The organism is Scleromatobacter humisilvae (assembly GCF_023231945.1).
In the GTDB taxonomy this organism is placed as follows: Bacteria; Pseudomonadota; Gammaproteobacteria; order Burkholderiales; family Burkholderiaceae_C; genus Scleromatobacter; species Scleromatobacter humisilvae.
Map to the genome: position 1 here is coordinate 1041149 of NZ_JAJLJH010000001.1, position 21485 is coordinate 1062633.

The 21485-nt window shown below is 71.6% G+C and carries 21 protein-coding genes and 1 pseudogene; 10 read left to right on the forward strand and 12 right to left on the reverse strand.

The window, feature by feature from the left end; translation table 11 throughout:
• Nucleotides 1-33: 33 nt before the first annotated feature.
• Both LPC04_RS04930 and LPC04_RS04935 read left to right on the forward strand, forming a co-directional pair.
• Nucleotides 34-897, forward strand: a complete 864-nt coding sequence (locus tag LPC04_RS04930; protein WP_275681070.1) for an intradiol ring-cleavage dioxygenase — start codon at nucleotides 34-36, stop codon at nucleotides 895-897.
• A 59-nt stretch (nucleotides 898-956) separates the two neighbouring features.
• On the forward strand, nucleotides 957-1403 hold the full coding sequence (locus LPC04_RS04935; protein ID WP_275681071.1) for a hypothetical protein: 447 nt from the start codon (nucleotides 957-959) through the stop codon (nucleotides 1401-1403).
• A 5-nt stretch (nucleotides 1404-1408) separates the two neighbouring features.
• Here the strand turns inward: LPC04_RS04935 and LPC04_RS04940 are convergent.
• The 5 genes and pseudogenes from LPC04_RS04940 to LPC04_RS04960 form a co-directional block, all read right to left on the reverse strand.
• Nucleotides 1409-2584, reverse strand: a pseudogene (locus LPC04_RS04940) (pyridoxal phosphate-dependent aminotransferase); the annotation flags it as partial.
• Between the two features lie 28 nt (nucleotides 2585-2612).
• The gene (locus LPC04_RS29040; RefSeq protein ID WP_338055425.1) at nucleotides 2613-4367 is read right to left on the reverse strand and encodes a LuxR C-terminal-related transcriptional regulator; all 1755 of its coding nucleotides are present in this window, start codon (nucleotides 4365-4367) and stop codon (nucleotides 2613-2615) included.
• 90 nt (nucleotides 4368-4457) lie between these two features.
• Complete coding sequence (locus LPC04_RS04950) at nucleotides 4458-5180, reverse strand: hypothetical protein (protein ID WP_275681072.1); 723 nt, start codon at nucleotides 5178-5180, stop codon at nucleotides 4458-4460.
• A gap of 93 nt (nucleotides 5181-5273) precedes the next feature.
• A complete protein-coding gene (locus tag LPC04_RS04955; RefSeq protein ID WP_275681073.1) occupies nucleotides 5274-6254 on the reverse strand; it encodes a glycosyl hydrolase in 981 nt (326 codons plus the stop codon).
• A complete protein-coding gene (locus LPC04_RS04960) occupies nucleotides 6251-8647 on the reverse strand; it encodes a di-heme oxidoredictase family protein (RefSeq protein ID WP_275681074.1) in 2397 nt (798 codons plus the stop codon). The genes LPC04_RS04955 and LPC04_RS04960 overlap by 4 nt, the downstream gene beginning before the upstream one ends.
• Before the next feature lie 435 nt (nucleotides 8648-9082).
• On the opposite strand from LPC04_RS04960, the gene kdsA reads away from it, so the two are divergent.
• Both kdsA and LPC04_RS04970 read left to right on the forward strand, forming a co-directional pair.
• On the forward strand, nucleotides 9083-9934 hold the full coding sequence (gene kdsA / locus LPC04_RS04965; RefSeq protein WP_275681075.1) for a 3-deoxy-8-phosphooctulonate synthase: 852 nt from the start codon (nucleotides 9083-9085) through the stop codon (nucleotides 9932-9934).
• Between the two features lie 47 nt (nucleotides 9935-9981).
• Nucleotides 9982-10500, forward strand: coding sequence for a nucleotidyltransferase family protein (locus LPC04_RS04970; RefSeq protein WP_275681920.1), 519 nt, complete (start codon nucleotides 9982-9984; stop codon nucleotides 10498-10500).
• On the opposite strand, the gene LPC04_RS04975 is transcribed toward LPC04_RS04970, so the two are convergent.
• Nucleotides 10501-11715, reverse strand: coding sequence for an MFS transporter (locus LPC04_RS04975; RefSeq protein WP_275681921.1), 1215 nt, complete (start codon nucleotides 11713-11715; stop codon nucleotides 10501-10503).
• Between the two features lie 116 nt (nucleotides 11716-11831).
• Between LPC04_RS04975 and LPC04_RS04980 the strand changes: the two genes are divergently transcribed.
• Nucleotides 11832-12293 carry an Lrp/AsnC family transcriptional regulator gene (locus LPC04_RS04980; RefSeq protein WP_275681922.1) on the forward strand — a complete coding sequence of 154 codons (462 nt, stop codon included), beginning with the start codon at nucleotides 11832-11834 and terminating at the stop codon, nucleotides 12291-12293.
• Here LPC04_RS04980 and LPC04_RS04985 read toward each other — a convergent pair.
• A complete protein-coding gene (locus LPC04_RS04985; RefSeq protein ID WP_275681076.1) occupies nucleotides 12290-13105 on the reverse strand; it encodes a sulfite exporter TauE/SafE family protein in 816 nt (271 codons plus the stop codon). The genes LPC04_RS04980 and LPC04_RS04985 overlap by 4 nt on opposite strands.
• A gap of 113 nt (nucleotides 13106-13218) precedes the next feature.
• On the opposite strand from LPC04_RS04985, the gene LPC04_RS04990 reads away from it, so the two are divergent.
• A complete protein-coding gene (locus LPC04_RS04990; protein WP_275681077.1) occupies nucleotides 13219-14190 on the forward strand; it encodes a sensor domain-containing diguanylate cyclase in 972 nt (323 codons plus the stop codon).
• Here LPC04_RS04990 and LPC04_RS04995 read toward each other — a convergent pair.
• Nucleotides 14187-14573, reverse strand: coding sequence for an HPF/RaiA family ribosome-associated protein (locus LPC04_RS04995; protein ID WP_275681078.1), 387 nt, complete (start codon nucleotides 14571-14573; stop codon nucleotides 14187-14189). The two genes, LPC04_RS04990 and LPC04_RS04995, sit on opposite strands and share 4 nt — an antisense overlap.
• Nucleotides 14574-14687: 114 nt before the next feature.
• On the opposite strand from LPC04_RS04995, the gene LPC04_RS05000 reads away from it, so the two are divergent.
• Nucleotides 14688-14951 (forward strand): hypothetical protein, encoded by a 264-nt coding sequence (locus LPC04_RS05000; RefSeq protein ID WP_275681079.1) that lies wholly within the window; start codon nucleotides 14688-14690, stop codon nucleotides 14949-14951.
• Here the strand turns inward: LPC04_RS05000 and LPC04_RS05005 are convergent.
• A complete protein-coding gene (locus LPC04_RS05005) occupies nucleotides 14948-15658 on the reverse strand; it encodes a GNAT family N-acetyltransferase (protein ID WP_275681080.1) in 711 nt (236 codons plus the stop codon). The two genes, LPC04_RS05000 and LPC04_RS05005, sit on opposite strands and share 4 nt — an antisense overlap.
• Before the next feature lie 80 nt (nucleotides 15659-15738).
• On the opposite strand from LPC04_RS05005, the gene LPC04_RS05010 reads away from it, so the two are divergent.
• The gene (locus LPC04_RS05010) at nucleotides 15739-16263 is read left to right on the forward strand and encodes a GNAT family N-acetyltransferase (RefSeq protein WP_275681081.1); all 525 of its coding nucleotides are present in this window, start codon (nucleotides 15739-15741) and stop codon (nucleotides 16261-16263) included.
• On the opposite strand, the gene LPC04_RS05015 is transcribed toward LPC04_RS05010, so the two are convergent.
• The 3 genes from LPC04_RS05015 to LPC04_RS05025 are packed head-to-tail and all read right to left on the reverse strand — an operon-like array spanning nucleotide 16256 to nucleotide 19213.
• Entirely contained in the window at nucleotides 16256-17764 is a 1509-nt protein-coding gene (locus LPC04_RS05015; protein WP_275681082.1) for a sensor histidine kinase, read from the reverse strand. The two genes, LPC04_RS05010 and LPC04_RS05015, sit on opposite strands and share 8 nt — an antisense overlap.
• Complete coding sequence (locus LPC04_RS05020) at nucleotides 17754-18434, reverse strand: response regulator transcription factor (RefSeq protein WP_275681083.1); 681 nt, start codon at nucleotides 18432-18434, stop codon at nucleotides 17754-17756. Before LPC04_RS05020 ends, LPC04_RS05015 begins: the two co-directional genes overlap by 11 nt.
• Before the next feature lie 2 nt (nucleotides 18435-18436).
• Nucleotides 18437-19213, reverse strand: a complete 777-nt coding sequence (locus LPC04_RS05025; protein ID WP_275681084.1) for a siderophore-interacting protein — start codon at nucleotides 19211-19213, stop codon at nucleotides 18437-18439.
• Between the two features lie 257 nt (nucleotides 19214-19470).
• Between LPC04_RS05025 and LPC04_RS05030 the strand changes: the two genes are divergently transcribed.
• Complete coding sequence (locus LPC04_RS05030) at nucleotides 19471-20328, forward strand: hypothetical protein (protein WP_275681085.1); 858 nt, start codon at nucleotides 19471-19473, stop codon at nucleotides 20326-20328.
• A gap of 282 nt (nucleotides 20329-20610) precedes the next feature.
• Nucleotides 20611-21471, forward strand: a complete 861-nt coding sequence (locus LPC04_RS05035) for a hypothetical protein (RefSeq protein ID WP_275681086.1) — start codon at nucleotides 20611-20613, stop codon at nucleotides 21469-21471.
• Nucleotides 21472-21485: the final 14 nt, after the last annotated feature.

A 21485-nucleotide genomic window follows, 5' to 3' on the forward strand; every position in this document is an offset into this window, starting at 1 on the left:
TACAACGGCGGTCTGGATCTGGACGGACACGCCATGCGCAACATCGACGAACACACGATCACCGACGCCGTGCTGCAAAGCATCGCCGGCACCAAGGACGCCCGCCTCAGGCAGGTCATGACGTCGCTCGTCACGCACCTGCACGACTTCGTGCGCGAGGTGAAGCTGACCGAGGCCGAGTGGAAGGCCGGCATCGACTTCCTGACGGCCACCGGCCAGAAGTGCAGCGACACGCGCCAGGAGTTCATCCTGCTGTCGGACACGCTGGGCGTCTCGATGCTGACGATCGCGCTGAATCACGCCAAGCCCGCCGGCGCGACCGAGGCCACGGTGTTCGGGCCGTTCCACACGATCGACGCGCCGCATGTCGAGCAAGGCGCCGACATCGCCCACGGCGCGCCGGGGCTGCCGATGTTCGTGCACGCCGTCGTGCGCGGGCCGGACGGCGAAGCCGTCGCGGACGCGGAGGTCGATGTCTGGCAGGCCGACGACGACGGGCTCTACGACGTGCAGCGCCCCGAGCTCGGCGATGCGCGGCGCGCCCGCGCGGTGCTGCGCACGGACGCGCACGGCGCCGTGCGCTTTCGCAGCATCGTGCCGACGGCCTATCCGATCCCGGTCGACGGCCCGGTCGGCGCGATGCTGGCCGCCACCGGCCGCCATCCGTGGCGCCCGGCGCACCTGCACTTCATGATCCGCGCCGACGGCTACCAGCCGCTGACCACGCACATCTTCCGCGACGGCGACGCGTACCTCGATTCGGACGTCGTGTTCGGCGTGCGCTCGTCGCTGGTGGGCGACTACGTCGAACACGCACCTGGCTCGGCGCCGGACGGGTCGGTCGTCGACACGACGTTCTTCACGCTGGACCAGGCCTTCACGTTGGCCCGGGCCTGAACGGGCGCAGGCCGCGGCTAAGATCCGCGGGCCGTTGTTGGCCGCTCCGAAGATCCGCCATGCGCCCTGCTTTCCGAATCCTTGCCGCCTGCCTTTCCGCCGCGATCGCGTTGCCCGCAGCCGCGAGCCAGGCCTCCGATGCGGCCGCGTCCTGCCTCGTGGATCACACGAACGGCCGCGACCGCAAGGATCTCGCGCGCTGGTTCGTGATCGCGATGTCGGCCCACCCCGAGATCAGGACGATGATGACGATCAGCCCGCCGGTGCATGAAGAGGCGGATCGCAAGACGGCCGCGCTGTTCACGCGCCTGATCGCCGTCGATTGCACGGTCGAGATGAAGGCGGCGATGCAGGCCGACGGCCAGCTGGCCTTCAAGGTCGCGTTCGGAAAGCTCGGCGAAGTCGCCGTCCAGGAACTGATGTCGGACCCCGGCGTCACCGCGTCGCTGGGCGCCATCGACAAGTACATGGACAGCGCCAGGATCAGGGACGCGCTGGCGCACTAGCGACTTCAGGCGGCGCGGGCCTGCGTCTCCAGCCAGGCACGCAGCCGCCGCACGCCCTCGACCAGCCGCGACGTGTCCTTCGCCGCGAAGCACCAACGCAGCCAGCCCGCGGACTCCGGCGCGAACGCCGCGCCCGGCGCGAGGCCGAGGCCGGCTTCGATGACCAGTCGCTTCGCGACCGCCAGCGAGTCGTCGAAGCCCTCGATGCGGAAGAACGCATACATGCCGCCGCGCGGCACGGCGATCTGCACGCCGGGAATCGCGGCGAGCAGCGGCACCAGCGTGTCGCGGCAGTCCTTCAGGTGCGCGACGATCGCCGGCGTGATCTCCTCGCGGTGCGCCAGCGCGGCGAGCGCGGCACGTTGCGTGAAGACGCTGGCGCAGGACGTGTTGAACTCGATCAGCTTGCCGAGCGCGTCGGTCAACGCCGCGGGCACCACCAGCCAGCCCAGGCGCCAGCCGGTCATCAGGAAGCTCTTCGAGAAGCTGTGCGCGATGATCAGGCGGTCGTCGGGCGACGCGACGTCCGCGAAGCTCGGCGCGCACGCGTTGTCGGTGGTCTCGAAGTACAGGCGCTCGTAGACCTCGTCGGCCAGCAGCCAGGTGCCGGTGGCGCGGCAGTGGTCGAGGATGCGCTGCTGCTCGGCGCGCGTCAGCGTCCAGCCGGTCGGGTTATTGGGCGCGTTGATCACGAGCAACCGCGTGCGAGACGTGACCGCGGCCAACAGCGCGGCCATGTCCAGCGTCCACGCGCCGTCGACCGGCTTCAGCGCGACGCAGCGCACCGTCGCGCCCATGATCGCGGGCTGGGCGACGAGGTTGGGCCAGACGGGCGTCACGACGACGACCTCGTCGCCCGCGTCCACCAGCGCCTGCGCCGCCAGCATCAGGCCGTTGACGCCGCCGGACGTGACGACGATGCGCCCCGCGTCGACCGGCGGATGCAGCGCCGAGGCATAGCGCGCCAGGCTCTCGCGCAGCTCGGGCAGGCCCAGGTTCTGCGAATAGAACGTCTCGCCGCGTTCCAGCGACTCGATGGCGGCGCGCCGGATCAGCTCGGGCGTCACCTCGTCGCTCTCACCGAACCAGAACGCCAGCACGTCGGCGCGGCCCATGCCGGCGTTGGCGATCTCGCGGATCAGCGAGCCCTGGAGGTGTTCGATGGCTTGGCGCATGGCGGGTCCGACGGAAGCGACCGCCGATTGTGGGCTATGCGCTGAAACTGATGAAGCCGAGCGACCTAGCGCGCGTCACCGCGTGCTTGCGCGACCCTGCGTCCAGCTTGTTGAACAGGTTCTTGAGATGCCACTTGACCGTCTCGTCGCTGACGTCGATCGACTTGGCGATCTCCTTGTTGGAGAAATTGCGCGCCAGCAGCAGCAGGATGCTGCGCTCCTTGGGCGTCAGCGTGCGCGAGCCCTGGCGGCGTTGACGCTCCTCGCCGGCGTCCAGCGCGGCGGCCGTCACGCCCGAAGCCGAGCCGGCAGGGATGTCGATCTGGCTGCCGCGCCGGCGCAGCCGCACCAGCGCCAGCGGATAGTTCATCTTCTGCGTCGCCTCGGTCTCCTTGGCCGACAGCGCCGCGCGCGCGTACCCGTAGGCGCGCGCGTGGTCGCCGGCCTCCGCCCAGCGCTCGGCCAGGAAGGTGTAGAGCCGCGCGGGGGCCTTCCAGCCCTCGACGCGGCGGCCCTCGGCCAGCGCGGCCTCGGCGTAGTGCAGCGCGGGCGTCGGCAGCGTCATGCCCGGCGGCGCGGGCAGCTCGAAGCGGTGGTGCAGGTCGGCCAGGACGTCCGTCACGCCGACGTGCAGCGAATGGAGATCGGACTCCTCGATCAACGCCCGCGCCTCGCTGCAGACGGCCAGCGCGCGCTGCGCCAGGCCCGCGGCGACGAGCCCGCGTGCGTGGAAGATCAGGTTCAGCGCGAGCGAGTGCCGGAACCCGACCTCGCGATACAGCGCGATCGCGCGCTCCATCGGCTCCAGCGAATCCTCGATGCGGCCCATCGCCCGCAGCGTCTCGGCCAGCGAGGCATAGGCGATCGCCAGGTGCGCGCCCGGCGCGCCGATCGACAGCGCGACGATCGCCTCGCTCAGGATGCTGCGGCTCTCCTCATAGGCGCCGAGCGTCTGCATCAGCTCGCCGACGCGCGTGTTGGCGGTGCCGATCAGCGTGGGCCAGCCGGTGGCGGCGGCGCGCGCGGCGGCGATCTCGAAGCACTGGGCGGCGAGGTCCATGTCGCCCAGGCCCTGCGTCGCGGCGCCCGCGTTGATCATCGCCACGATCTCGAGCCGCACCATGCCCACCTCGCGCGCGTGCGCGGCCGCCTGGCGATGCAGCAGCGCCGACTCGGCGGGATGGCGGTACGACAGCGCCAGCGCGCGCGACGAGCACCACAACGCGTCCCAGGCGACCCGCGCCTCCGGCCACTCGGGGCCGGGCGGCTGCAGGCCGATGGCGTGGTCGATCTCGGGCTCGGAGTAGGCGCGCTCGAAGCTGAGCCAGATCCGCGCGATCGCCAGTCGATCGGGCGCGAGGATCATCTCGAAGTAGCCGACGGCCCGCTCGTGCGCGGCCATCTCGCGCGCCCGCTGCACGCGCATCTTGGCGAGGACCGCCTCCGCCAGCCACGCGTCGCCCTCGGCGCAGTCGTCGGCGTGCGGATCGAGATGCTGGCGCGCGTCGGCCAGCCAGCGTTCGGCGACGTCGAAGTCGCACAGCAGCGCCGAGGCCTCGCACGCGGCCAGCGCGACACGCGCGCGATGCGCATCGCGCCGACGCGTGCCCTCCGGCGTGGGCGGCAGCAGCGGCACGATGCCGTCGACCAGCCGTAGCGCGCGGGCGCTGTCGCGCTGGCGCAGGTGCCAGGCGAGCGAGACCGTCGCGGCGAGCACGTCCACGCCCCAGGGCTGGGTCAACACCCCCTCGAGCGCCAGGAGCTCGGCATCCGCCGCGAACATCTTCATCCGTGGGATTGTAGGACGCCTGTCCAGGTGGCTCATCGGACGATCGAGACGGGGACGTGCCACAGGCACGGTTGGGCGGCAGCGTCCGCCTCAGCGCGGGACCCGAACCCCCGCCCCGCCACGCTCCGCGGCGCGGCGGCGAACGGCCACGAGGACGCCGGCGCCCAGCAGCATCAGCGCGCAGCCGTCGGGTTCCGGCACGCCGGGAATGACGGTGCTGACGGTGCCCAGGTAGATGTCGTCGATCGCGAAGTCGTTGCCCGCGCGCGCCGTGTTGCGGTTGATCAGGCTCAGCGTCACGCTGGTGCTCGACCCCGAATTCCACGCCTTGCTCAGGCCCTGCCAGGTTCCGGCCAGGGCCAGGTTCGTCGTGGCGGTGCCCAGTGAATCGCCGGACACCGAGAACTCCAGGATCGACGGCGTGTTGCCCGGGAACGGCGAACTGCAGCAGACGTCGGTCACGAAGGCCTCGAAGAAGTAGTCCGTGTTGGGCGCGACCGCGATGGTCGTCGATTCCCAGACCACCGCGCCGTCGACGGCGCTCCCGTTGCCCACGTACATCAGGCCGCTGCCAGTGGTGTGGTCGCCGCCGGAGATGAACAGGCCGTTCCACGGGAACGGGTTCGAGCGGACGGTGTACTGGCCCTCGTCGGTGTTGGCGCCCGGCGAATAGGCGTAGCCCGAAGTGAAGCCGGTGTTGCCCGCCTCGAAATTCCCGTTGGCCACGAGGTTCGGCGCGCTCGCGAAAGCAGCGGACGACAGGCTGGCGGCGAACGCCAGCACGAGGCCGGAGGTCAACACGGAACGGCGCATGGGCGACTCCTGGAGTGTGCCGCTCGTTATCGGCCGTCCAGCCGCCCGCGGCAACCCCCAGGATCGCAGCGCACTGTCGAGCGCGCGCGCCGCTCAGGCCGGCGTGAAGGGCAGCGTCAGGTAGAGCCTGCCGAGGTCGGTCAGGTCGCCAGGGTTCGCGCCCAGCAGGCTCGTGAAGTGCGCGTCGCTGGCCCAGCGCCCGGTGAACCACGCGTAGCGGAACACGTCGGGGCGGGACTCGCAGGTGGCGACCATGTCGGTCATCTGCGCCTGCTGCTTGGCGAGCGTGTCGATCGCGGCGCTGCCGTCGCCGTTGTGCCAGTTGGCCATCTCGGTGACCCAGAACGGCTTGCCGTATTTCTTCAGGCGATCGAGCTGGTCGGCCAGCCCGTAGTCGTACCAGTGGAACGCGATGTAGTCGATCTGCGGGCTGCGGCCGCCGTTGGCCGCCTGGTAGGCCGCGATGAAGGCGTCCAGCCAGACCACCGGATCGCTGAAGCCGGGCATCGTGCCCCAGGTGATCGCCGGTCCGACGATCTTCGCGCCGGTGGCGGCGGCCACGGCCTCGTAGCCGGGCCACGCTGCGGCGGCCTGCGACGGCGACATGTCGGCCTGGTCGACCAGGTTGGGCTCGTTGAGCACGAGCAGGTACTTGATGTCGGCGTTGGCCTTGATGAAGGCCTCGACGGAGGGCGCGTCGTAGCTCGCGTTCCACAGCATCGGCAGGTAGTCCATGGACGCCTGCAACGCCGCGTTCGCCGGCAGCGCGTTGTTCGGGCGCGTGGCCCAGTTGTACCACCAGCTCACGCCGGTCGACAGCGCCTGCAGGTCGGCCAGCGACGCGAAGTCGTAGGCGACGCCACGCTTGGCGCTCTTGACCGGCGCCGGCCCGGGCGCAGGCGGTGGCGGTGGCGGCGGATTCGGGATCGGCGCGGGCGGTGCGGGCGTCGGCGGCGTGGGCGCCGTCGCGGGCGAACCGCCGCCGCCACCGCCGCAGGACACCAGCGCGAAGCCGGCGGCCAGCATCAGCAGGCGCCGGCGGACGTCGCTGTCGGGAAGCGCGTCGCGGCTCATCGCGAGCTCACCATGTCGATCACCTTCTGGCGGTCGTCGGCGCCCAGCGCCTTGAAGCGGTCGCGCGCCGCCGCGGCCTGGCCGCCGTGCCACAGGATGGCCTCCTCGATCGTGCGGGCGCGGCCGTCGTGCAGGTAGCGCACGTTCGGATTGATCGCCGACAGCAGGCCCAGGCCCCACAGCGGCGCGGTGCGCCATTCCTGCGCGCTCGCCTTGCCCTGCGGGAAGGTGTCGGCCAGGTCGGGGCCCATGTCGTGCAGCAGCAGGTCGGTGTACGGCGCGATGGTCTGGCCGCGCAGTTCGGCCAGCCGGTGCGCGGTGCCGGTGGTCAGCGTGGGCACGTGGCAGGCGGTGCAGCGCAGCTGCGCGAACAGGTTCTTGCCGGCCGCGACGCGCGCCTGCATCGCGTTCTCGGCGGCGATCTGCGCGTTGGTCGTCGCAACCGGCTGCGCGACGATCGTCGGCCCGGTGACCCCCAGCGGCTGCTCGCCGGCGAAGTGGCGCGCCGGCGGAACGGCCAGCGTGCTGAGGTAGTGCACCAGCAGGTCGAGGTCCGAGTCGCTCAGCGCGGCCTGCGTCTTGTCGGCGGCGCGGCAGTCGGCACCGGCGGCCGCGGCCGCCAGGCCGCACAGGCGCGTCGGCAGGATGGACGTGGTCACGCCGATGTCGCCGTTCAACGCCGCGGCCGTCTGCTGCTCCACCGTCGCCGACGTCGCGCGCCAGCCGAAGCGGCCGACTCGCTTGAGCGACGGATTCTTCAGGTCGGTGACGATCTGCAGCTTGCCCACGGCGCCATCGGCGTCGCCCTGGCTCGCGGTCGCGAGCGCCTGCAGCGCCGACTCCGGCACCGCCTCGAGCAGTCCCATGCCCACCAGGTGCGGCGCGCTGCGCACCGACATGTGCGCCGGCATGTCGAGTGCCTTGCCCGAGGTGTCGGTCAACGCGTATACCGGCTTCTGCAGCGTGTATGCCGTGCCGTCAGGATAGGTGCCCGGCGTCGTCGTGGTCGACGCGATGCTGAGGATCGCCTGGCGGCCGTCGAAGGTCTTGCCGGCATCGGTGATCAATCCCTGCTCGAGATGGCCGCCGAAGCGCGCATCGGGGACGACGTTGCCGCTGGCGTCCGAGTCGCCGGTCAGCACCACCATCGTGTTCAGCGCGCCGGCCTGCGCGGGCGTGCTCTTGCCGTCCTCGGCGTGGCAGGCGATGCACGACGGCTGCTGGAACCTCGGCCCGGCCTTGCCGGCCTGCGCGGTGAACACGGGGTTGCCCGGCTCCGGATGCGTGCCCGTGAGGAACGACGTGTGGAACAGCCGGCGCCCTTCCTGGAACGGCTGGATGTCGATGCCCGCGATGTTGGTCGCGGCCTGCATCAGGTTCATCTCGGGCTGGTTGGACGTGTCCTCCTGCAGCGTCATCAGCGTGCCGCCGCTGAGCGCCTCGGCGGGGAGCTCGTGCGAGTCCCACGGGATCAGGCTGGCGTCGGACGTCGGGCCCGACGGGCCGCGGTACCACGGCCGCGCGCCGGGGCTGCCGACCTTGTAGACAGTGACGTCGGAGTAGTAGTTGAAGCGGCCGAGGTTGGGGTCGCTCTTGTCGCCGGCCAGGAAGATGCCCAGCTCGAACTCGATCAGGTCGCCGGCCTGCAGCGGCCGCTTCAGCGATGCCGACTGCGTGATCTGCTTGACCAGGACGAACTCGCCGTCCTTGGGCGGCACGGACAGGTCGGTCGTGTAGTTGTCGGACGGATCCGAGGGCAGCGCGTCGTAGTTGGCGAGCGGCGTCTTCAGCTCCTGGTTCGACAGCAGGCTGAAGTTGGGCAGGCGCTTCATGCCGCCGTTGTCGCCATAGAGCGCGACGGCCGTCGGGCCCGGCGCGTCGCCGTCGCGGCGGCCGATGTAGCCGGAGCGGAAGTTGGTGCCGTACAGCCACCACTGCGGACGCACGACCACCGTCAGGATGTGCTGCGTGGAGTTCGTCGGCGAGACGTTGTCGTAGATCGTGATCTGGTGCGAGCGGCGCTCGAAGTAGTGCGCCGCGAACAGGTCATACGGGTCGCCGGTGCCGGGCGTGTCGGGCTGCTCGCGCGCGTGGCGGTCGCGCACGCGGCCGCCGATCTGCGTCACCAGCGTGCCGTCGGCGAGCGTGTACTGCGTCGTCGGGTCGGTCTGCGGCCAGGTGAGCGGCGTGAAGTCCTGCGTCGTGGCGCCGCCGTTACCGGTACCGGTACCGGTTCCCGTACCGCTGCCGGTTCCCGTTCCGGTGCCTGATCCCGAACCCGTTCCGCCTGACGGCGACCCGCTGTCGCCACCACCGGACTTGCCACCGCCGCAGGCCGCCAGAAGCGCCGCGACAATCAGCAGGGACGACGCGGCCTTCCAACGGAAGGACACCGGACTCTCGACGCATTGCATGGCTCTCTCCGATTCTTGTCACATGCGGCCCGGGGTTTCGTGACCCCGGGCCGGGACGTCCCAACGACGTCCGTTCACTCTTTGTTAAGGATTCGCAAATCCCATGCCCGGATTCCGCGCCGGGCCGGCGATGTCGTATCGAAATGAAAGTTAGCGGGCGTCACCCTGTGGAACCGGTTCCTCGCCGGCGTGCGGGCCGCGAAGAAAAAGCCGGAAGCGACCAAATTTGTCACCTTCCGTTGTGACGAATTGAGTCACTTCGACACGCCGGTTGACGCGTCTCGTCCACCGCCCGACCGCCCGCGTATCCGGTTGTGAAAGCGATGAACCGCGCGTGGAGCGGGCGGAATGCCTCGCACCGGGGCGGCCCGGCCGCGCCGTTGCAAAATGCCGGTTGCGAATCAAGGAGACGCCATGTCCACCGTCAAGATCACCCCCGCCATCGAAGTCGCCAACGGCAAGCCGTTCGTGCTGTTCGGCGGCGTCAACGTGCTGGAATCGAAGGACCTCGCGCTGCGCTCGGCCGAGGAGTACGTGCGCGTCACGAGGAAGCTGGGTATCCCGTACGTGTTCAAGGGCAGCTTCGACAAGGCCAACCGCTCGTCGATCCATTCCTACCGCGGCCCGGGCCTGGAGGAAGGCCTGAAGATCCTCGAGGCCGTCAAGACGACCTTCGGCGTGCCGCTGATCACCGACGTGCACGAGCCGCACCAGGCCGCCGCCGTCGCCGAGGTCGTCGACGTGCTGCAGCTGCCGGCCTTCCTGGCGCGCCAGACCGACCTGGTCGTCGCGCTCGCGAAGACGGGCCGCGTCATCAACATCAAGAAGCCGCAGTTCCTGAGCCCGTCGCAGATGGCCAACATCTGCGAGAAGTTCCGCGAGGCCGGCAACGACCAGCTGATCCTGTGCGACCGCGGCACCTGCCTGGGCTACGACAACCTGGTCGTCGACATGCTGGGCTTCGCCGTGATGAAGAAGACGACGGCCGACGCGCCGGTGATCTTCGACGTCACCCACTCGCTGCAGCAGCGCGAGTCCGGCGCCGCGGCCTCGGGCGGGCGCCGCGCGCAGGTCGCCGAGCTGGCGCGTGCCGGCCTGGCCGTGGGCCTGGCGGGCCTGTTCCTGGAGGCGCATCCCGAGCCGGACAAGGCCAGGTGCGACGGCCCCAGCGCGCTGCCGCTCGACCAGCTGGAGCCCTTCCTCGCGCAGATGAAGGCAATCGACGACCTCGTGAAGTCGTTCCCGCCCTTGCACATCCACGGTTGACCGACGCCGAGCGCCTCGTCGCACTTGCCCGCGCGACGCCCTGGTTCATGCAGGCGCTCGCGCAGGTGCGCGCGCTGCGCCTGCGCGCGTGGTGCATCGGCGCGGGCGCGGTGCGCAACATGGCGTGGGACGCGTTGCACGGCCACGCGACGCCCTCGACGCTGGCGGACATCGATGTTGCCTGGTTCGACGCCGGCGACCTCTCGCCCGGGCGCGACGCGGCACTGCAGGCACGCTTGACGGCCGCGTCGCCGGAAACGCCCTGGGAAGTCACGAACCAGGCGGGCGTCCACCTGTGGTTCGAGCAGCACTTCGGACATGCCGTGGCGCCGCTGCGCTCGCTGGAGGACGCCATCGCGAGCTGGCCGGAAACCGCGACCTGCGTCGGCCTCTGGCTGGCTGACGACGATCGCCTGCACGTGATCGCGCCGCATGGCCTGGCCGACCTGTTCGCGATGGTCGTGCGGCGCAACCCGGCGCGCGTGAGCGTCGAGACCTACCGCGAGCGCGTCGCGAGCAAGCGCTACGCGCAGCGCTGGCCGCGCGTCACCGTCGTCGACGCCTGATCAGGCCTCGGTGAGGCTGCGCCGATTGCGCAGTTCGGGGAACCAGCGCATCCACAGGCCGACGACCAGCAAGGTGCCGACGCCGCCGACCACCACCGCGCCGACCGGGCCGAACAGCGCGGCCGTCGCGCCCGACTCGAACTCGCCGAGCTGGTTGCTGGCGCCGATGAAGATCGAGTTGACCGCGCTGACGCGGCCGCGCATCTCGTCGGGCGTGTCGAGCTGCACCAGCGTCTGGCGCACGACGACCGAGACCATGTCGACCGCGCCGTTGATGAACAACGCCACCATCGACAGCAAGAAGGACGTCGACACGCCGAACACGATCGTGGTCAGGCCGAAGATCGCCACGCACGAGAACAGGATGGCGCCGGCGCGGCTGCGGATCGTCCAGCGCGCGAGCACCAGCGACATCAGCAGCGCGCCCATCGCCGGCGCGCCGCGCAGCAGGCCCAGGCCCTCGGGGCCGACGTGCAGGATGTCGCGCGCGTAGATCGGCAGCAGCGCGACGGCCCCGCCCAGCAGCACCGCGAACAGGTCCAGCGAGATCGCGCCCAGCACCACGGGCTTGGCCCGGATGAAGCGCACGCCGGCGAGCAGCGTGTCCATCGTCACCGGCGCGCGCGGCGCGGGCTTGTGGTCGTAGCGCACGCTCCACACCAGCGATGCGCCCAGCACCAGCAGCGCCGCGCATACGACGTAGACGACGCTGGCGCCCGCGGCATACAGGAAGCCGCCCAGCGCCGGGCCGCCGATGATGGCGGCCTGGTTGCCGGACGAGCTGAGGGCCATCGCGCGCGCCAGGATGGCCGAGGGCACCAGCAGCGGCGTCAGTGCCTGCGTGGCGGTCATCTGGAACGAGCGCGCCACGCCCAGCAGCAGCGACACGCCCAGGATCAGGTCGCGCGAGATCCAGTGCTCGTGCGTGGACAGCAGGAGCAGCAGCGCCGCGGCCAGCTGCAGCGTCAGCGCCATCGAGACGATGTGGCGGCGGTCGTGGCGGTCGGCGACATGGCCCGCGACGAGCGCCAGCGCGAGCGCCGGCACGAACTGGAACAGGCCCACCAGGCCGAGGTTCCACGCGCTGTGCGTCAGGTCGTACATCTGCCAGCCGACGGCCACCATCAGCATCTGGTTGGCCATCGTGCCGGCGACGCGGCCGGCCCAGAATCGGAGAAACGAAGGGTAGGACGCGAGGGAGAACGACACCGGCATAGGGCCGAGATCGTCGCACAGCCGCCCTGCCCCGCGCTGACCGAAGGTTGAATCGGTCATCATCTTTCGCGCCGGGGCAATAGAATTTCCTTCCCCGGGAAAGGCTGCGAATGAAACTGGATGCCATCGACCGCAAGCTGCTGGAGATGCTGCAGCTGAATTGCGACACGCCCATCGCCGAGCTCGCCGGCGCGGTGCAGCTGTCGACGACGCCTTGCTGGCGCCGCGTGCAGCGCATGAAGGAGGCGGGCGTGATCACCAGCCACGTCGCGCTGGTCGACCCGAAGAGCGTCAACGTGGGCGTGACGGTGTTCGTCAACATCAAGACGAGCCAGCACACGCAGGCCTGGTTCGACCAGTTCCACGCGACGGTCGACTCGATCCCCGAGGTCGTCGAGTTCTACCGCATGAGCGGCGACATCGACTACCTGCTGCGCATCGTCGTGCCCGACATCGCGGCCTACGACGGCGTCTACAAGCGCCTGATCGCGGGGACGCAGCTGTTCGACGTCAGCTCCAGCTTCGCGATGGAGCAGCTGAAGTTCACCACGGCGCTGCCGCTGCGCTACGCAGACTAGCGAACGGCGAGCCAGCCCGCGCCGCGCGCGAGAAGCAATATCGCCACGCCCACGCTGACAATCGCGAAGCCCTGCTGCAGCCGCGGCCCCGCCACGCGCGCCGCGATCACGCGAGCGAGCAGCGACGCGAACACGGAGCCGATCGCGAAGGGCAGTGCGATGTCCCACGCCATGGTGCCCTTCCACGCCGCGGCGCCGACGCCGCCGATCGATGCGAGCGCGATGACGGCCAGCGAGGTCGCGACGATGCTGCGCGCCGACAGCTCGGTGAAGCGCGTCAGCGCCGGCACGATGACGAAGCCGCCGCCCACGCCCAGCAGGCCGCTGAGGACGCCGGCGGCGACGCCGGTGGCGGCGAGCGCCTGCGCGCAGGGGCGCGTCCAGACGAGGCGGCCGTCGCGCGCGTCGAGCACGCAGGGCAGCGCCGCGCGCGCGGGGGCGTCCGTGCGCGGGCGGAGCGCGTGACGCGCGCGCTGCCACATGCGCCAGGCCGACAGCAGCAGCACCGCGGCGAATGCGATCGTCAGCGGCGTGTTGGGCACGCGCTGCGCGGCGGCCACGCCCAGCGGCGCGAGCAGCATCGCGAGGCCGCCCATCAGCATCGCGGCGCGGTAGCGCACGATGCCGTCGCGCAGGCCCAGCGTCGCGGCCATCGCGGCGGCCAGGCCGACCGCGAGCAGGCCGATCGGCGCCGCCTGCGCGAGGCCCAGGTGCAGCGCGAACACGAGCAGCGGCACCGCGAGGATGCCGCCGCCGGCGCCGGTGAGCGCGAGCAGCAGGCCGACGAGCGATCCGAGGACGAAGGACATCATGGACGTATTTGAACAGCGCGCACCGTACGCGAGATTGCAGCGCACGCCCATCGGGTTCGTCCTCACCTGAAAAGGGCTTGTCGGCACCCGGGCGTCGGTGAGAGACTGGCCCGATGGACAGCCAACACGCCACCCTCGATCCGCAGTCCCACACCTGGCTGGAGCTCGGAGAAGTGCAGCAGTTGCTGCTCGACGCCTACCCCGGCGTGGTGCTGGGCGTCGATGCCAACAGCCGGATACGCTGGATCAATCCGGTCGCGGCCGAGCGTCTCGGCTACGGCCGCGACGAGCTCGCCGGCAAGCCCATCGCGGGCAGCCTGATCGCGCTGGAAGAGCTGGAGGCCCGCGCCGTGGAGCTGTCCGCGATCCTCGGCGAACACGTGGTGGCCGATGCGGGCGTGCTGGGCACGGCGCTGCGGCGCGACGGCGTCGCCAGCGAGCACGACTGGGTGCTGCGCCACAAGGACGGCTCGCCCCATCCCACGCGGCTCAACGTCGGCGCGCTGCGCGACGGCCGCGGCCAGGTCACGGGCCTGATCGCCGTCGAGCCGCTGCATCGCGGCAGCGAGGAGTCGCCGCTGCGCCTCACGCACCACGACAGCCTCACCGGCCTGCCCACGCGCGCGGTCCTGCAGGATCGCGCCGAGATGGCGCTGCTGCGAGCCGCGCGGCAGAAGAGCCTGCTGGCGATGATGCTGATCGCGATCGACGGCTTCGACGCGATCTGCGAGCAGTACGGCCACACCGTCGGCGACGACGTGCTGCGCGCCACCGCCGGCCGGCTGCACTTCGAGCTGCGCAAGACCGACACCGCGGTGCGGCTGGATCGCGGCCAGTTCGCGGCGATGCTGGTGGACCTGCACCAGCCCGAGGAGGCGCAGCGCGTGGCCGCCAAGGTCGCGCAGGCGCTCGGGGCGCCGGTCAACGTGGGCGTGGCCAGGCTGACGCTCGCGGCGCGCGTGGGCGTCGTCTGGTCGCCCGCGCACGGCAACCAGCTGCTGCCGCTGCTGCAGGCCGCCGAGGCCGCGCTGGCCTCGTTGCCGGCAGGGCAAGGCGGCGTCGCGTCGCCGCCCGCCAAGGCCTAGAAGGGCGCGGACGACGGCACGAAGTCGTCGTCGGTCGTGTCGCCGACCGGCAGCTGGCGCCCCTCGTGCGCGTGCTTGTCGGCGCGGCCCAGCGCGTGCTCGGTCGCGCGCACCAGCTTGTGCACCGCGCCGTTGACGGCCGCGTCCAGCGACGGCGCGTCGTTGGTCACCGCGACCGGCGGGCGGCCGTTGACGCGCGCCTCCATCTTGCAGCGCAGCACCGCGGCGCCGCCCTTGCCGGCGTTCTCGTCGCTGAGGTGCACCTCGACGCGCGTCACGTTGTCGGCAAAGTGGCTCATCGCATCGTCGACGACGCCGCTGGCCCACTGCTCGCGCGCTTCGCTCCCCTGCAGGTGATGGTCGGTGTTGATCTGGACTTGCATGTTGTTGTTCCTTTGAGTTCGAGTCGGTGCATCGCGGCAGCCGTCGTGCCCAGCGCCTCGTCCTCCACGGCATGTGGATTGCCCGACGGGACGATTCCCACCAAGGCCACCATCATGAGCTCCAACACCTCCGAACCGCGCACCCGCGACGACCTGCCCGACGGCCGCAACGGCCACGTCGTCGGCGAGAACGACGACAACGTGCTCGAATCGATCGGCAAGGCCATCGTCGCGCCGGTCGAAGGCGCCGACGAGGATGCCGAGCCCGTCGACGGCGAGCACGGCCGCGCGTTCGTCGACCTGACGAAGACGCTGCCGCAGGGCCAGAAGGAAGTCGGCGCGCCGAACGCGCCCAAGCCCCAGGGCAAGGCGCTTTAGGCCGGCACCGGCCTGCCGTTGCGCTGCAGGATCGTCAGGCGCGTCCGCAGCCGCGGGCGCAGGCCCAGCTTGCCGTAGAGCGCGATCGCCGACGCGTTGTCGGCGAGCACGTGCAGGAACGGCGTCTCGCCGCGCGCGACGATGGCCTGCGAGACCAGCCGCATCAGGTCGGCCGGCAGGCCCTGGCCGCGCCAATCGGGGTGGCAGCAGACGGCGCTGATCTCCGTGTGGCCGGGCACGCGCATGCGCTCGCCCACCATCGCGACGAGCCGGCCGTCTGCCTCGAAGCCCACGAAACGGCCGAGCTCCGGCGTGCGTTCGAACCACGGGCCCGGCTCGGTCTGCTGCACCAGCGCCGTCATCCGCGGCACGTCGGCCGGGCCCAGCGGACGGAAACGCTGCGGCGCGCGCACGTCGCCGGCGGCCGCGCCCACCATCTGCACGAGGTCCTTGCGGTCGATGGCCTCGAACAGCGGGCCCGGGTCGAAGTCCTCCACGTTCGAGAGGGCGACGACCTCGTCGGGCGCCATGTCGGCCGCGAGCGCGGTCAACGTGGCCTCGGACACGATCGGCACGCCGGCGAAGCGCGCGAACTCGGGGCGGAACCGGCGCGCCAGCGCGTTGCCGCGCGACCAGTCGCGCTGCGCGGTGGTCAGCGCGGTCCACATGACGTTGTCGAGAGGATGATCGGACGAGTTCGAAGTCATGCCCGACAGTGTGCCCGCGTCCGCAAACCCGCGGGCGAGCCCGCATTCCGCCGTGACGCGCGCGGCATCATCATGCGGCCATGTCCGACGCCGTCCTGCAAGTGCGCTGGCCGCTGCCCGACGGCCGCCAGGCCACGCTGCGCCCGATCGCGCCCGGCGACTTCGCGCTCGAGTCGGCCTTCCTCGACACGCTGTCGACGGAGACCAGCTACAACCGGCTGCACTCGGCGCGCCATCCGTCGCCCGAGGAGATCCGGCGCTGGACCGACATCGACCCGGCGCGCGAGGTCGCGTTCATCGTCACCACGCGCGACGCGAGCGGCCACGAGACGATGCTGGCCGTCGGCCGCGCGGTGCACGACGACGACGGTCCCGATACCGAGTTCGCGCTGCTCGTGGGCGACGCCAGCAAGCGGCTGGGCCTGGGCCGGCGCCTGCTCGAGACGCTGATCGCCGCGGCCCGCGCACGCGGCGTGCGCACGCTGTACGGCTCGACGCTGTCGACCAACGCCGCGATGCTGGGCCTGGCGCATCGCCTGGGCTTCGGCGCGCGGCGCGAGATCGGCGAGGCGTTCGTGATGCGGGTGTCGCTGCGGCTCAACTAGCGTCGAACGACACGAGGAACTCGGCGCCGGTCGTGCCGTTGCGCGCGACAAGCGACCAGCCGTGCGCCAGCGCGATCTCGTGGCAGATGGCCAGGCCCAGGCCGGCGCCGGTGTCGCGCCGCGCGGCGCCGCGCCAGAAGCGCTTGAACAGCTCGGGCAGGTGCTCGGGCGGGATGCCGTCGCCCTCGTCGCGCACCGACAGGCCGTTCGCGCGCACGTCCACCGTCACGACGGCGCCGCTGGGCGAGTGCTGGAGCGCGTTCTCGATCAGGTTCTTCAGCAGCACGAACACGGCCCCGCGATCGGCGCGGCGCGCCGGCAGCGCGTCGGCCAGGCGCAGGTCGAGGTGCACGTTGCCGCGCTGCGCGAGCCGCTGCAGGAAGGCGACGGCCTCGCCGGCCACGCCGCCCAGGTCGGTCTCGGCCATCTGGAAGTTGCGCGCCTCGCTGACTTCGGCCAGGTGCAGCAGCTGCGCGACCTGGCGCGCCATGCGGTCGATGTCGCCCAGCAGCAGCTCGCGGTCGGCCGACTCGCTCAGTTCGACCTGGCCGCGGATCAGCGCCAGCGGCGTCTTCAGCTCGTGCGCCGCGGACGCGAGGAACTCCTGCTGCACGCGATACCCCTGCTGCAGCCGATCCAGCGCCTCGTTGAACGCGCGGATCAACGGCCGCAGCTCGCGCGGCATCGCGGCCTCGGACAGCCGCGTCTCGAGGTTGCGCGGCGCGATGCGCGATGCGGCCTCCGACGCGCGCCGCAGCGGCAGCAGGAAGTGGCGCAGCGAGCCGTGGATGCCGAAGGCGAACAGCAGCAGCGACACCGCGGCGATCAGCAACGCGTTCTGCAGGATCGGGCCGACGATGGCGCCGCTGAACAGCGCGGCCGCGCGATCGCTGATCGCGGCCTGCACGACGTAGCGATGGCCCGCGTGCGTCAGCGCCTTCGAGACCACGTGCAGCGGCAGGCCGTCGACGACGACGTCGAAGCGCTCGCGCGCCGCGTCCGCCGGCGTCGGCGCGAACGGCGGTGCGCCAGTGTCCGACGACAGCACCGCGACGCCGCGGCCGTCGACCACGCGGTACTTCCAGTCGCGCGTCGCGGCGGTGTAGACCCAGGCCGTGTCGGGCGGCTCGCGCAGCGCCACCGGCGTGCCCGCGGCGTCGAAGGCGAGGTGCGATTCGATCCAGTCGACCTGCTCGCTCAGGGCGTGCGACAGGGCCATCGAGCGATGCCAGTTGAACGCGGTCTCGAGCACGAGCGCGGCCAGCAGGATGCTCAGCAGCGACGCCACGATGAACATCGCGAGCAGGTTGCCGCCGAGGCTGCGCCCCTGGTGATGGCGGCGGTAGTGCATCAGCTCCCACGCCGCGCGCCGGCGCCAGCGCAGCTCGCGGCGCGACGCGCCCTTGTCGCTGCCGCGCCGAGGCTCGCTGGCGCCGGCGTCCCAGCGGCACCAGTCGCTGTCGCGCCAGGGCCGGCGCGCGGAGCGGTGGTCAGGACGCATCGGGACGCAGCGCATAGCCGTGGCCGCGCACGTTGACCAGTTGCAGCGTCGAGTCGATCGCCTGCAGCTTCTTGCGCAGCCGGTGCAGCGCGACGTCGAGCGCGTTGGGCGTGACGGCCTCGGTCAGCCCCCAGGCCGCCGCCTCCAGCGACGCGCGCCGCACGACCATGCCCTCGGCCTTGACCAGGCACAGCATGATCTGCAGCTCCGCGGACGGCAGCGTCACCGTCTCGGCGCCGCAGCTCATCCTGCCCTGGTCGGGCGCGAGCTGGATGTCGCCGAACGCCGGATTGAGGCTCTGCATCGCGGCCGGCCGGCGCAGCAGCGCGCGCACGCGGGCCGCGAGCTCCTCCATCGAGAACGGCTTGGCGAGGTAGTCGTCGGCGCCGGCCTCGAGGCCCTCGACGCGGTCGTGCACGGCGTCGCGCGCGGTCAGCATCAGGCAAGGCGTGTCGTTGCCGTCGGCGCGCAGCCTGCGCACCAGCGACAGGCCATCGCCATCGGGCAACCCGCGGTCGACGACGATCGCGCCGTACGGCGTCTCGGCGATCGCGTGGCCGGCGCTGGCGATGCGGTCGAACACGTCGACCTCGATGCCGGCCGCGGCCAGCGCCTTGCGCACCAGCGTGGACAGGCGTTCGTGGTCTTCGACGAGGGCGATGCGGTTCATGGTTAGTCGAGAGCGATTTTTCCTGGCGCCCAGTACGCCTTCGCGAGCAGTTGCGACGGCTTCGCGCCGGCGGCCTTCAGCGAGCGCTGCAGGCGCTGGATGGTCAGCGACTGGCCGCTGAGCACGTATTGGCGGAACGAGTCGGCGGCGGCGTAGCGCGCCAGCGCCGCCTCGACCTCCGCCAGGTGCGTGGCGTCGGCCCGTCGTTCGACCAGCCACGCATGTTGCAGCATGCCACGGCCCATCGCGTCGAGGACGGCGCGCACCTCGACGGCGTCGCCGACCTCGAAGATGAAATGCGTGTCGAGCCCGCCCAGCGGCGTGCCGCACAGCGCGAGCGCCAGGCCCAGCGAGGTCTCGTCGCCGACGAACACCGTGGAACGGTCGATCGCCGCCAGGTCCATCGAGCGCCGCGGGCCCAGCACGTGGCAACGGTCGCCGGGGGCCACGGCGTCCAGCCAGCGGGCCGCCGGCGCGTTGCCGTGCGCGTAGCAAAGCAGCTCGAGCGAGTCGTCGCCCTCGCCCAGGCGGAACGGCGTGAAGGTGCGGAACGCCATGCCCTGCACGCGCACCTGCACCTTGTCGCCGGGCCGGTGGGCGACGCGGCGCAGGGCGTCGCTGCGCAGCGAGACGAGCCGGAAGCGCGGCGACAGCGCGTGCACCGCGTCCACCCGCGTCTCGAGCGTCAGCAGCCTCAGCACGGCCTGGCCGACCCGGCCAGGGTCGGTGCGCGGGCCGGCGTCGCGCAGGGCGGCGGGGGTCGATGCGGTGGAATCCATGGCGCGCTCCGGAAGTGTTCGTCGAATGCGTCCATCGTCTCCGCGGACGGCTTTCCGCCGACTTACCGTCTGCGCAGGGGTAGCCACGACCTCCGGGAAGACCCGTGCGTGTCGACAAAACGCCGCTTCGCTTGAGGCGAGTGTGCGGAACTAGTTCACGTTTCCGCTTCCGGCCTGCAATCGCCCCGCATGCGATGGACGGAAACACATGGTCGGGCCAGTAACATGCAGTAACTTGCTCATCATTCGGACGTCCCATGTTCAACACCAAGCGCAAACGTGCCGTCGTTCTGGCACTCATCGCCTTCTTCTGCGGCGCCACCGGTTACGTGGCCGTGGACTGGAAACGCTTCGGTGGTGGCTTCCTGGCCTTCTTCAAGTCCAAGGGCGATCCGGTCGTCGTCACCAGCGGCGCCGGCTCGCCGTCGGGCGCGGGCGGCGCGTTGACCGTGAGCGAGACGCGTCCGAACCCCGGCCCGAACCTGCAGGTCGCGGCGGCGGCCGTGCACCGCCACACGAGCAGCGTGGGCGGCGGCTCCGGCGGCCACAAGGGCGATGACGACCTGTTCAAGTACGGCGATCCGGCCGCCGGCGGCATCCCGCCTGGCAGCTTCGTGGTCGCCCAGAATGACACGCCCGGCGGCGGCAACACCGGCGGCGCCGGCGCGCCCCCGTCGATCGGCGCGCCCGCGGCACCCGAGTCCGTCGCCGGACCCACGGGCGGCGACGCCGGCGGCGGCAGCGGCGGTGGTGGCGTCAGCTCGCCGGCCCCGGCGCCCGGCGGAAGCAACGGTGGCTCAGGCGATGGCGGCATCGTCGTCAAGACGCCCAGCCCGCCCCCGTCGACCACCCCGCCCCCGCCGACGACGTCGATCCCGACGCCGCCCCCGCCCGTGACGCCGCCCCCGCCGCCGACGCAGTCCGGCACAAGCGACCAGAACCCGGGCGACGGCGGCGGCGACAACGGCGACCCGACGGGCGGCGGCACGACGCCGATCTCGTCGCCGCCGCCGGTCTCGGCCGTTCCCGAAGCGTCCGACGCCGCCATGATGACGCTCGGCGCGCTGTTCCTGGCCGCCGTCGCCATGCGCAAGCGCAAGGACGAGCAGGCCTGAAACGGCCGGCGCCTCGCGCGCCACCGCATCCGACCTTCGGGCGCCCCTCTTCGAGCGGCGCCCGTTGTCCTTGCGGGCCGCGCATTCGAGGCGATTGAGGCCCGTTCTGTCGCGCGAGGCCCGGCGTATCCCTAGCTTCGCGCCAACGCGTCTTCAACTGTCACCACGGCGCCTGTAGCATCCTGCTCGGCAGCGACGACGTTGCCGAGGTGACTCCCGCCGCGCCGCTGCCGGCCGTGCCGTCGCCACCATCGACGACGCCGAGGAACCGGACAGCAAGGCATGGCCAAGCCCAATTTTCTTGATCGCAGCTGGCAGGAGATCGACTGGGAGACGTGGGGCTCGCAGTTCAGCATCGTCGACCGCGCCTCGTCCGTCCGCGAGCTGCAGAACGGCATCGGCACGCGCTACATGGAAGTGCAGGACCTGCTCTCGCAGCTGCCGCCGCACGCCGGCCGCGCGCACGCCCTGGTGGCGGCGTGGCGCGCCGAGGTCAACGGCTACGGACGCGCCATCGTGTTCTCCGAATCCGCCCGCATCCTGCGTCGGCTCGACGAGCTGCACGGCCAGGTCACCGCGCAACTGCAGGCCGCGCGCCAGGCCGCCAAGGCCGCACGCAAGGCGCGCCAGCGCGCGCTGCTCGCGGGCGCGCCGGCCCCCGCGCGCGCGGGCGGGGCGGCCACGCACCGCAGCTCGGACGCCGACACCGACGATTTCGAAGGCATGCGCCACAGCGCGGCCACCGCGCGCCAGCGCCGCGACGACGTCAACCCGGGCCAGCAGACCGCCGCGATGCGCTGGGCCGCGGTGCAGGCCGCCATGGCGCGCGAGTGCGAGAACCGCCTTGCCGACACGGCCAGGCCCGTCACCGCGCGCCAGTTCCGCGACGCGGTCGACGCCCCGGCCGACGCCGTCGTCGAGCAGTTCCAGGCGACGCGCGACAACGCCATGGTGCGCATCGTCGTGGCCGGCCGCGCGCAGTTCTGGACCACCGGCCTGCCCAATCTCGAGAACCTGGGCATCGCCCGCTTCTCGATCTACCGCCGCGACGGCAGCACGCGCCGCTTCGAGTACGTGGCGGGCGTGCGCCGGCCCGAGGACGTGGCGGCGCAGCGCGAGATCGAGGAACGCCGCAGCGGTTAGACGTTTCGCCCTAG